Annotated in this window: 2 protein-coding genes and 1 pseudogene; all 3 read right to left on the bottom strand. The window is 59.7% G+C overall.

Annotation, left to right across the window (positions count from 1 at the left end):
• Positions 1-502, bottom strand: a pseudogene (locus D6877_RS04730) (RNA polymerase factor sigma-54); the annotation flags it as partial.
• Positions 503-668: 166 nt separating this feature from the next.
• Positions 669-1394 carry an LPS export ABC transporter ATP-binding protein gene (gene lptB / locus D6877_RS04725; protein ID WP_024011621.1) on the bottom strand — a complete coding sequence of 242 codons (726 nt, stop codon included), beginning with the start codon at positions 1392-1394 and terminating at the stop codon, positions 669-671.
• Positions 1394-1659 (bottom strand): LptA/OstA family protein (locus D6877_RS04720; protein WP_277751471.1); only part of this gene is annotated, 266 nt, incomplete at its 5' end. The genes D6877_RS04720 and lptB, both read right to left, overlap by 1 nt.

Below are 1659 nucleotides of genomic sequence, written 5' to 3'. Positions count from 1 at the left end.
TGTTGATGCAGTCGATCAGGGTCACGGCGATCAGGCGATCGGTGTCGGACATCGGCGCCAGGTTCAGTTGCCAGAGCAGATGGCTCTGCAGGCTCTCGCCGGCGGACGTGCGGGTGGTGAAATCCCACTCATCGTCATCGCTGCTGGGCAGGCTGCTGGCGCTGGTCTGGTAGACGTCTTCCCAGGCGGTATCCACCGGCAGTTCGTTGGGGATGCGCTCGTTCCATTCGCCATCCTCGAGGTTGTCCACCGTCGGGGCGGTTTCCTGGTAGGAGGGTTCCTGGATTTCGGCGGGCTTCTGTTCGGCGTTGTCGGCCAGAGGATCGGCGTTGTCGAAGTCGTCGCCTTCTTCCTGGCGTTCGAGCATCGGATTGGATTCCAGAGCCTCCTGGATCTCCTGTTGCAGGTCCAGGGTCGACAATTGGAGCAGGCGGATGGCCTGTTGCAGCTGCGGTGTCATCGTCAGCTGCTGGCCCATTCTCAAGACTAGCGATGGTTTCATGGCAGGGGCTTAACACCTTATTCGCCGGCGCTTTGCGCCATCCACTACAGGGCGCCGAAGCGCCAAACTTAAGCAAATTATATGCCTGAAACTGAAGTGTTTGCCTAGAGCGCTGTAACAATTAAAGCGGATAAATGCGCCTTGAATCGATACAGCGCTGTCGCGCTTACAGGCGGAACTCGTGACCCAGATACACTTCCTTGACCAGATCGTTGGCCAGGATGGTCTCGGCATCGCCTTCAGCGATCAGTTGACCGTCGTTGACGATGTAAGCGGTTTCGCAGATGTCCAGCGTCTCACGGACGTTGTGGTCGGTGATCAGCACACCGATGCCCTTGGCCTTGAGGTGATGGATGATCTGCTTGATGTCGCCGACCGAGATCGGGTCGACACCGGCGAACGGTTCGTCGAGCAGGATGAACTTCGGCGCAGTGGCCAACGCGCGAGCAATTTCCACTCGGCGGCGTTCACCACCGGACAGGCTCATGCCGAGGTTGTCGCGGATGTGGCTGATGTGGAATTCCTGCAGCAGGCTTTCCAGCTCCTTGCGACGACCGGCCTTGTCGAGTTCCGGGCGGGTCTCGAGGATCGCCATGATGTTGTCGGCGACCGACAGTTTGCGGAAGATCGACGCTTCTTGCGGCAGATAGCCGATACCGGCCTTGGCGCGGCCGTGCATCGGCTGATGGCTGACGTCCAGATCATCGATCAGCACGCGGCCCTGATCCGCCTGCACCAGCCCGACGATCATGTAGAAACAGGTCGTCTTGCCGGCGCCGTTCGGACCGAGCAGGCCGACGATCTGCCCGCTGTCGATCGACAGGCTGACGTCACGCACGACCTGGCGGCTTTTATAGGCCTTGGCCAGGTGCTGAGCTTTCAGAGTTGCCATTACTGGGATTTCTCTTCGGTTTTCTTCTTCGGCTGGATCACCATGTCGATGCGCGGACGCGATTCGGTGACCTTGCTGCCCGTGGCGCGACCGGCGCTGGCCAGTTTCTTCACGGTGTCGTAGACGATTTTTTCGCCCTGGGTGACGTTGTTATCCTTGTCGATAACCTTGGCCTTGTCGATCAGCACCACCCGGTTCTGCTGGGCGTGGTATTGAATCGTCACGCCGTAGCCCTTGACCGGGTTGGCGTCGCCCTGGGTCTGCA

The organism is Pseudomonas sp. Sample_9 (assembly GCF_004307535.1).
Classification (GTDB): Bacteria; Pseudomonadota; Gammaproteobacteria; order Pseudomonadales; family Pseudomonadaceae; genus Aquipseudomonas; species Aquipseudomonas mercuritolerans.
Note: the sequence above shows the minus strand (reverse complement) of the source record. Positions and strands in the feature narration are given on the sequence as shown.